Raw genomic sequence first — 8,970 nt, 5'->3', positions numbered from 1 at the left:
CTGGGAGAAGGACTAACACAATGCCCCGCACGCGGGTCAGTTTCGAGATGCGACAGAAAGCGTGCTCGCTTCGTCTGCACACGACGAAGGCCGAGTCCCTGCTGTGGTACGAATTGCGCGAGCTGACGGCTGATGGCCTGAAGTTCAGGCGGCAATCGCCGATCGGCCCGTACATTGTCGATTTCGTCTGCCCGAAGGTCAAACTGATCGTCGAGGTCGACGGCGACCTGCACGAAACCGAAGCTGGCAGACGTCATGATGTGAACCGCGACGCCTATTTGCCGTCACTCGGGTATGTCGTTGTCAGGATTGATGAGCCTGATGTCATTAACAGTGCATGGCGTGTGGCGCAGTTTGTTAAGGACAAGGCCGAGCACCTCATCGGCGACCCCTCCCGGCCGCTTCGCGGCCACCCTCCCCTCAAGGGGGAGGGGGACGCCGGCGCAGTGGAGGAAACAGCATGACAAATCCAGCCGAAGTTCTTGGCCTGCCGAAGCCCGCCTGGGCGGCGGACGAAGTCGGCATGCTCTACGAGATGGCGAGCCGCTTCATGTCGGAGGAGATCGCGCCGCGCTACGAAGAGTTCGAGAAGAACGAGATTTTCGACCGCGAGAGCTGGCTGAAGGCGGGCGCCGCCGGCCTGCTCTGCGCCTCTATGCCGGAGAAATATGGCGGCTCCGGCGGCACCTTCGCGCATGAGAGCGCCATCATCGAGGCTATCGGCCACGTCGGGGTCGACGGCTTCGGCATCGGCCTGCACAACTCGATCGTCGCGCCATACATCCTGCATTACGGCTCCGAGGAGCAGAAAGAAAAATGGCTGCCGAAACTGGCGACCGGGGAGCTGATCGGCGCCATCGCTATGACCGAGCCCGGCGCCGGCTCCGACCTTCAGGGCGTCAAGACCCGTGCCGAGAAGGACGGCAATCACTACAAGCTCAACGGCTCCAAGACCTTCATCACCAACGGCCAGCTTGCCAACCTGATCATCGTCGTCACCAAGACCGATCCGGACAAGGGCGCCAAGGGCACCTCGCTGATCGTCGTCGAGACCGACGAGGTCGAGGGCTTCGAACGCGGTCGCAACCTCGACAAAATAGGGCTCAAGGCCAACGACACCTCCGAGCTGTTCTTCAACGACGTGCGCGTGCCGACCTCCAACCTGCTCGGCCATGAGGAAGGCAAGGGCTTCGTCCAGCTGATGCAGCAATTGCCGCAGGAGCGGCTGCAGATCGGCACCGGCGCGATCGCCATGATCGAGCGGGCGCTGGCGCTTACCATCGACTACGTCAAGGAGCGCAAGGCCTTCGGCAAGGCGATCATCGATTTCCAGAACACCCAGTTCAAGCTGGCCGAGCTGAAGACCGAGGCCACGATCGGCCGCGTCTTCTACAACGACTGCGTCGCCCGCCACATCGACGGCGGCCTCGACCCGGTCACCGCCTCTATGGCCAAATACTGGCTGTCCGACCTGCAGGGCAAAGTCGTCGACGAATGCCTTCAACTGCATGGCGGCTATGGCTACATGAACGAATATCCGATCGCCCGCATGTTCCGCGACGCCCGCGTCCAGCGCATCTACGGCGGCACCAACGAGATCATGAAATTGCTGATCGGGCGCTCTCTGTGAGCGCAGCGACCGGCAAATCCAAGGAGCACGAAAATGGCCGAAGCTTACGTCTATGACGCCGTGCGCACGCCGCGCGGCCGAGGCAAGAAGGATGGCTCGCTGCACGAGGTGCCGGCGGTGCGGCTCGCGGCAAAGACGCTTGAGGCGCTGCGTGACCGCAACGCGCTCGACACCGGCACGGTCGACGACATCATCTTCGGCTGCGTCGATCCGGTCGGCGAAGCGGGCTCGGTCATTCCGCGCGCCGCCGCCTTCGAGGCCGGCTACGACACCAGGGCGCCCGGCATGCAGATATCGCGCTTCTGCGCTTCCGGACTCGATGCCATCAATTTCGGCGCGGCCAAGATCGCGCAAGGCGCGGACGAGATCGTCATTGCCGGGGGCGTAGAATCCATGTCGCGTGTCGGCATGGGCATGTCCGGCGGCGCCTGGTTCATGGACCCCTCCGTCGGCCTTCCCGGCTGGTTCGTGCCGCAGGGCATCTCGGCCGACCTGATCGCGACGAAATACGGGTTCAGCCGCGACGACGTCGACGCTTACGCCGTCGAGAGCCAGAAGCGCGCCGCCAAGGCGTGGGACGACGGCCGCTTCAAGAATTCGGTGGTCCCGATCAAGGACCAGAACGGCCTCACCATCCTCGACCGTGACGAGCACATGCGGCCTTCGACCGACATGCAGTCGCTCGCCTCGCTCAATCCGTCCTTCGTCATGCCGGGCGAGATGGGCGGGTTCGATGCGGTGGCCGTGCAGAAGCATCCGGAAGTCGAGGAAGTGAACCACGTCCACCATGCCGGCAACTCGTCCGGCATCGTGGACGGCGCCGCTGCTGTACTGCTCGGCTCCAAGAAGGCCGGCAAGGCCATGGGCCTGAAGCCCCGCGCGCGCATCCGCTCGTTCGCCAATATCGGTTCCGAGCCGGTGCTGATGCTGACCGGCCCGGTCGACGTCACCGAAAAGCTCTTGAAGCGTGCCAAAATGAAGCTGTCGGACATCGACCTCTTCGAGCTCAACGAGGCCTTCGCTTCCGTTGTGCTGCGCTACATGCAGGCCTTCGACATCCCGCATGACCAGATCAACGTCAATGGCGGCGCGATCGCCATGGGCCATCCGCTCGGCGCCACCGGCGCGATGATCTTCGGCACGGTGCTGGACGAGCTGGAGCGCCGGGACCTGAACACCGCGCTGGTCACGCTCTGCATCGGCGCCGGCATGGGCACTGCCACCATCATCGAACGCGTCTGACGGGGAGAGAAAAGATGAGCTACACCAATTTCACCCTCGACATGGACGCCGATGGGATCGCGCTGGTCACCTGGGACATGCCGGGCCGCTCGATGAACGTCTTCACCGAAGAGGCGATGCGCGAGCTCAACGCCATCGTCGATCGTGTGGCGGGCGACGCCGCCATCAAAGGCGCGGTCATCACCTCCGGCAAGGACAGCTTCTCCGGCGGTGCCGACATCACCATGCTGCAGAAGATGCTCGCCACCTTCGCCGTCGAAAAGGAAAACGACCTCGAAAAGGCGACCAAGGCGCTGTTCGACAATGCCGGTTACATGACCGGTCTGTTCCGCAAGATCGAGACCTGCGGCAAGCCGTGGGTGTCGGCGATCAACGGCACCTGCATGGGCGGCGCCTTCGAGATGTCGCTCGCCTGCCACGGCCGCGTCGCGGCCGATTCCGACAAGGTGAAGATGGCGCTTCCCGAGGTGAAGATCGGCATCTTCCCGGGCGCCGGCGGCACCCAGCGCGTGCCGCGGCTGACCGATCAGCAGCAGGCGCTGCAGATGCTGACCAGCGGCCAGAATCTGACGCCGCAAAAGGCGAAGTCGATGGGCCTGATCCACGAGATCGCCGAGCCGAAGAAGCTTGTCGAGACCGCCAAGGCGATGATCAAAAACGGCCTGAAGCCGGTGGCGCCATGGGACGAAAAGGGTTTCAAGCTGCCCGGCGGTCCGATCTATTCGGCGGCCGGCGCCAATCTCTGGCCGCCGGCCATCGCCATCCTGCGCCGCGAGACCTTTGGCAACTATCCGGCGGCCGCCGCGATCCTGAAATGCGTCTATGAGGGCCTGCTGGTGCCCTTCGACACCGGGCTCCGGATCGAGCAGCGCTACTTCACCGAGATCATGCAGACCAAGGAAGCGGCGTCGATGATCCGCTCGCTTTTCGTGTCGCTGCAGGAACTGAACAAGGGCGCGCGCCGCCCGACCGGCGTGCCGGACAGCAAGTTCAAGAAGATCGGCATACTCGGCGCCGGCTTCATGGGCGCCGGCATTGCCTATGTCACGGCCAGGGCCGGCATTCCGGTCGTGCTGCTCGACCGCGACATGGAGTCGGCCGAGAAGGGCAAGGCGCATTCCGACGGCCTGATTTCGGACCAGGTGAAGAAGGGCCGCGCCAAGCCCGAAGAGAAAGACAAGTTGCTGTCGCTGATCACGCCGACGGCCGACTATGCCGACCTTGCCGGCTGCGATCTTGTCGTCGAGGCGGTGTTTGAGGATTCAGGCGTGAAGAAGCTCGCCACCGAGAAGGCGGAAGCGGCGCTGAAGTCCTCGGCGATCTTTGCCTCGAACACTTCGACCATCCCGATCACCTCGCTGGCGAAGAACTCGGCGCGGCCGAAAAACTTCATCGGCATCCACTTCTTCTCGCCCGTCGACAAGATGATGCTGGTCGAGATCATCCTCGGCAAGAAGACCGGCGACAAGGCGCTCGCCGTCGCGATCGACTTCGTACGCGCCATCAAGAAGACGCCGATCGTCGTTAACGACACGCGCGGCTTCTACGTCAATCGCTGCGTGCTGCGCTATATGTCGGAAGCCTACAAGATGCTTATCGAAGGCGTCCCTGCGGCGATGATCGAGAACGCCGCCAAGGCCGCCGGCATGCCGGTCGGCCCGCTGGCGCTGACCGACGAGACGGCGATCGACCTTGCCCAGAAGATCATGAAGCAGACCATCAAGGATCTAGGCGAGAAAGCCGTCGACCCGAAGCAGATGGCGCTGATCAACACCATGGTCGACACGCATGGCCGCTTCGGCCGCAAGAACGGCAAGGGCTTCTACGACTATCCTGCCAAGCCGGCGAAGAAGAAGCTGTGGCCGGGTCTCAAGGATCTCTATCCGCAGCTGAAGCCCGAGAAGGTCGACTACGAGGAGCTCAAAGAGCGCCTGCTGGTCACCATCGCCCTGGAGGCGGTGCGCGTCATGGAGGAGGGCATCGTCACCGATCCGCGCGAGGCGGACGTCGGCTCGATCCTCGCCTTCGGCTTCGCGCCGTTCACCGGCGGCGCGCTCTCCTACATCGACGGCATCGGCGCCAAGCGTTTCGTCAAGATCGCCAAGGGCCTGCAGAAGAAATACGGGGCCGAGTTCAAGGCGCCCAAGCTTTTGCTCGACATGGCCGAGAAGGGCGAGACTTTCTACCAGCGCTTCGACCCTTACCAGAAGGGCGAGGTCAAGAAGGCCGCCTGACGAACTCCGATGTATGTTTGGGGGCGCCTCGCGCGCATGATGGCCACGGCGCGTAGCCGTGGCCCTTATCAAATCGGCGATCAGAGCCGGCTGGTCTTTCGCTGCCTGCCGACCGACATCGATTTCAACAGCCATCTCAACAATGCCCGTTACATGATGCTGGCCGATCTTGGCCGTATCGATGTTTTTCTTCGCGTCGGTCTTGTCGCGCTCGCGCGGCGGAACGGCTGGGCGCCGATGATCGGCGGGCTGCAATCGGCCTATGTGCGCGAGATCAGGCTGTGGAGCCGCTTCGAGGTGGTGTCGTCGATCGAGACCTGGGAAGGCACTTCGGTGATCGGCAAGCACCGCTTCGTCCTCGACAATGGGGAGACGGCGGCGCTGATCCTGACCACCGGCGGCGTCTATGACCGGCGCGGTGGCCGCTTTCTCGAAATTGAGGAGGTCGTCGCGGCGCTCGGCCATTCGGCGGAACCGCGCCCGCCGACCGAGCCTGAGCGGGCATTCATGATCTCGCACCGGAACCTGCGCGAAGAGGCCAAGCGGGCCTGATCGAGCAAGCGTTCAATGTTCGGCCCGGAAGGTTTTGCCCAGATCGACCGCGTCGCCAAAATAGTGCCGGAACACATAGAACAGCGGATTCCATCGCGCAGTGTCGATGTGGTTCGTTCCCGGCATGCTGCTGTGCGCATGTACTCGCTGCACGTCTACCTCCATGATGAGGTGCGTCGAGGATGCGCCTTGCTGCTTCGCGCTGCGATGGCAGGTCAGCAGGCGTGTTTCGAACTGCAGGGGACATTCTGCGATGCGCGGCGTCAGGATCAATTCGCTGGGCTGGATCGCAAAACCGCCTAAAGCGAACTTGTCGGCCTCATGAACGAACCCCAATTCGGCCTTATGGGGTGGAACGGATTCGCACCCGTGGTGCGCGCGATCCGTTCGACATTCGCCCAGAGGCTGGCCGCGGGAAAATTGAGGGTGCATTCGCCATCCCGCAGAAGATTGATGGCGCCCTGGGCCGCCGAACTCAAGCCGAGGACCACGCATGAACCCAAGGCCCACGCGGCCGTCATCGTTTCGGGTAACCATCAGGACGACAGGCGTCCCAAAATACAGAACGGATGGGGCGATGGATTGGTGGTTCGGCAACATGAGCAGTCCTTCGTAATTCGAGGACCGCACCCTACCAAGCTTGCGCACCGAGACGTTTCGGCCGGGGTCGAACGATGCATCGCGCACGCGGCGACATGGTCGGTGCCGGCGCCCGGCTCAGGATCGAGCCCGTCAATCTTGCGGAAGCGGCGACTTTCTCTGCAATCCGCTGTTCGCGCCGGTGGACAATTGAATGGTCGCGCGTTAGACAGCAGTGAGGCATTTTTTCCTGTTTTTCGAAGGAGAGCGGACTTGCTCTCACACGATCGCGTCTGGGCCGCAATCGATGCTCTTGCCGAACGCTATTCGCTCTCGGCTTCCGGTCTCGCCCGCCGCGCGGGCCTCGATTCGACCGCCTTCAACAAATCCAAGCGCCTGTCCTCCGACGGCCGGCCGCGCTGGCCTTCGACCGAATCGCTGGCCAAGATCATCGAGGCCACCGGCGCCTCGCTGGAAGAATTCACCGTGCTGGTTGAGGGTCACGGTGCCTCCGCCGCGCCGCCGCCGCGTATGGCCGTGCCGCTGCTTGGCTTCGCCCAGGCCGGTGCCGGCGGTTTCTTCGACGATGCCGGCTATCCCTCAGGGCAGGGCTGGGATCTGGTCGAGCTTCCGGCGCGGGCGGCGGAAACCTCCTATGCGCTGAAGGTCCAGGGCGATTCCATGCTGCCGCTCTACCGCAATGGCGACGTGCTGATCGTCGAGCCGGGCGCGCCGACGCGCAAGGGCGACCGCGTCGTCGTCAAGACCACCGCCGGCGAGGTGATGGCCAAGGTGCTCGACCGGCAGACCGCGAAGTCGGTTGTGCTGGTCTCGCTCAACCCCGCTCACCCGGACCGCGATATCCCGATGAGCGAGGTCGAGTGGGTGGCGCGGATCGTCTGGGCAAGCCAGTAGGTCCGGGCTGGTGCGGGTCCTCCATCTTGCCCTGGCGCTTGTGGCGGTTCCGGCAATGGCGGCGCTGGTCGTCGCCGGAGGCCACTCGCTGAAGGGCAGCGAAAGCGTCGTCGCGGTCGATCAGATCGATCCGGCCAGTGCACTTCCGGGGCAAGACGCCGATGTGGCGCCTCGGGAATCGATAACTGCGGAACCGGCGACGTCCGCCATTCTGGCGCCTGCCGCGCCGCAGCCGCCGAAGCCGGTGGCGCATTCGCGGGCGATCGATCCCGACGTGGTGGCGCCACCCGAAGTGCCTGCCGAGGAACTGGAACGGGTCGAGCCGCGCGCGCCGCTCAGCGATCTGGCGCTGGCCGGTCCGCCCAGGCCGCGGAAAACGAAACTGCCGGATGGCGAGGAGGGCACCAAGTTGCTCCAGCCCGTCGCCACCGCCGCCGGCCTGATCAAGGCCAAGGATTATTCCATCGCCGTGTCGGGCATCGACATCGTCAAAGAGGACGAGACCTGCAGCGACGAAGGCAAGTCATGGGACTGCGGGGTTCGCGCCAGGACGGCATTCCGCGCTTTCCTGCGTGGCCGGACCCTGGTCTGCTCAGTGCCGCCGCAAGACGGGCAGAAGGCCATCGCGGTCAAGTGCTGGGTCGGCAACAAGGATGTCGGTCTGTGGCTGGTGGAAAACGGCTGGGCCCGCGCGGCGCCAGGCGGCCCCTATGTCGAGGCGGGCGACAAGGCGCGCGCGGCGAGGAAAGGCATTTTCGGCGCCGCTCCGAATCTCGGCGGCCTGCCGGCATTGCCGGCCGCCACCGGCCCGGCGCCCGCCGCGCCGAGTTCCATCCTGCCGGCGGAAGATGGCGACGTTACGCAGCCAGCTGACCAGCCAGAGCCCGCTCAATGAGCGCGCGCGTCTCCGTAATGCCGTAGAGCGCCGCGAAAGAGCCGAAACGCGGCCCCCGTTCCTGTCCGATCAGCACCTGATAGATCATCTGGAAGAAGGCGACCGACACGCCGGGTCCGCCTTCCGGGCTCTGCTTGGAATGGTCCTGATAGCGCTCGATCCGCCGCGCGACGTTGAGCGCCGCGTTCTGGATCGCCTCGCCGTCCGCGCTCTGCGGCAGCTCGCCGAGCGCTTCCGAAAGCTTCGCCAGCGCCTCGCGCTCCACCTCGTCGGCGGCGCGATAGACCTTGGTCGGCTTCACGAAGTCGTCGAAATAGCGGATGGCATACCCGGTCAGCCGGTCGAGCTCGGGGTGCGTCTGCGGCGTCACCCCGGACGCATGGCGCGAGATGAAACCCCACAGCACCGCCTTGTCATGCGCGTTGGAGGCGCTGACCAGATTGAGCAGCAGCGCGAACGGGACCGGCAGGTCGATGGCCGGCGGATTGCCGTCATGCATGTGCCAGACCGGGTTGCCGAGCCGCTCCTTCCACTCCTGGCGCGGATAGGCGGACAGGAATGCGTAATATTCGTCGACCGCCTTCGGGATAACGTCGAAATAAAGCTTCTTGGCCTGCCGCGGCCGCTGGTACATGTAGAGGCCGAGGCTCTCGGTGGGCGCATAGGTCAGCCATTCGTCGATGGTGAGCCCATTGCCCTTCGACTTCGAGATCTTCTGGCCGTTCTCGTCGAGGAACAGCTCGTAGACGAAATGCTCCGGCGCGCGGCCGCCGAGGATGTTGCAGATGCGGTCGTAGATTGCCGCGTTGGTCTGGTGGTCCTTGCCGAACATTTCGAAATCGACGCCGAGCGCTGCCCAGCGCATGCCGAAATCCGGCTTCCACTGCAGCTTCACATAGCCGCCGGTGACCGGCAGCGTGGTC

General features: G+C 64.2%; 8 protein-coding genes and 1 pseudogene. 7 read left to right on the top strand and 2 right to left on the bottom strand.

Going from position 1 to position 8,970, the window contains the following annotated elements; all coding sequences use genetic code 11:
* The 5 genes from EOA75_RS23525 to EOA75_RS23505 all read left to right on the top strand — a co-directional run.
* Window positions 1–464: endonuclease domain-containing protein (locus tag EOA75_RS23525; RefSeq protein WP_245466712.1), on the top strand; the 464-nt coding region annotated here is incomplete at its 5' end.
* Window positions 461–1,630, top strand: coding sequence for an acyl-CoA dehydrogenase family protein (locus EOA75_RS23520; protein ID WP_127243395.1), 1,170 nt, complete (start codon window positions 461–463; stop codon window positions 1,628–1,630). The genes EOA75_RS23525 and EOA75_RS23520, both read left to right, overlap by 4 nt.
* A 33-nt stretch (window positions 1,631–1,663) precedes the next feature.
* Complete coding sequence (locus EOA75_RS23515) at window positions 1,664–2,872, top strand: acetyl-CoA C-acetyltransferase (protein WP_067322689.1); 1,209 nt, start codon at window positions 1,664–1,666, stop codon at window positions 2,870–2,872.
* A 14-nt stretch (window positions 2,873–2,886) separates the two neighbouring features.
* Complete coding sequence (locus EOA75_RS23510; RefSeq protein ID WP_127325285.1) at window positions 2,887–5,106, top strand: 3-hydroxyacyl-CoA dehydrogenase NAD-binding domain-containing protein; 2,220 nt, start codon at window positions 2,887–2,889, stop codon at window positions 5,104–5,106.
* Window positions 5,107–5,115: 9 nt separating this feature from the next.
* Window positions 5,116–5,658 carry a thioesterase family protein gene (locus tag EOA75_RS23505; protein ID WP_127325284.1) on the top strand — a complete coding sequence of 181 codons (543 nt, stop codon included), beginning with the start codon at window positions 5,116–5,118 and terminating at the stop codon, window positions 5,656–5,658.
* Between the two features lie 12 nt (window positions 5,659–5,670).
* Here the strand turns inward: EOA75_RS23505 and EOA75_RS35195 are convergent, their stop codons facing one another.
* Entirely contained in the window at window positions 5,671–5,994 is a 324-nt protein-coding gene (locus EOA75_RS35195) for a hypothetical protein (RefSeq protein ID WP_206522096.1), read from the bottom strand.
* Window positions 5,995–6,510: 516 nt separating this feature from the next.
* Between EOA75_RS35195 and EOA75_RS23495 the strand changes: the two genes are divergently transcribed.
* Window positions 6,511–7,152, top strand: a complete 642-nt coding sequence (locus EOA75_RS23495; RefSeq protein ID WP_067322695.1) for a helix-turn-helix transcriptional regulator — start codon at window positions 6,511–6,513, stop codon at window positions 7,150–7,152.
* Window positions 7,153–7,162: 10 nt separating this feature from the next.
* Complete coding sequence (locus EOA75_RS23490; protein ID WP_245307476.1) at window positions 7,163–8,047, top strand: thermonuclease family protein; 885 nt, start codon at window positions 7,163–7,165, stop codon at window positions 8,045–8,047.
* On the opposite strand, the pseudogene lysK reads toward EOA75_RS23490, so the two are convergent.
* Window positions 8,010–8,970, bottom strand: a pseudogene (lysK, locus tag EOA75_RS23485) (lysine--tRNA ligase); the annotation flags it as partial. The gene EOA75_RS23490 and the pseudogene lysK sit on opposite strands and share 38 nt — an antisense overlap.

Origin of the sequence: Mesorhizobium sp. M1A.F.Ca.IN.022.07.1.1 (genome assembly GCF_003997575.1) — a bacterium.
GTDB lineage: Bacteria > Pseudomonadota > Alphaproteobacteria > Rhizobiales > Rhizobiaceae > Mesorhizobium.
Note: the sequence above shows the minus strand (reverse complement) of the source record. Positions and strands in the feature narration are given on the sequence as shown.

Bases quoted from the DNA above. Each gene is read 5' to 3' on its own strand.
- EOA75_RS23520 (WP_127243395.1), top strand. From the start codon at position 461: ATGACAAATCCAGCCGAAGTTCTTGGCCTGCCGAAGCCCGCCTGGGCG.
- EOA75_RS23515 (WP_067322689.1), top strand. From the start codon at position 1,664: ATGGCCGAAGCTTACGTCTATGACGCCGTGCGCACGCCGCGCGGCCGA.
- EOA75_RS23510 (WP_127325285.1), top strand. From the start codon at position 2,887: ATGAGCTACACCAATTTCACCCTCGACATGGACGCCGATGGGATCGCG.
- EOA75_RS23505 (WP_127325284.1), top strand. From the start codon at position 5,116: ATGTATGTTTGGGGGCGCCTCGCGCGCATGATGGCCACGGCGCGTAGC.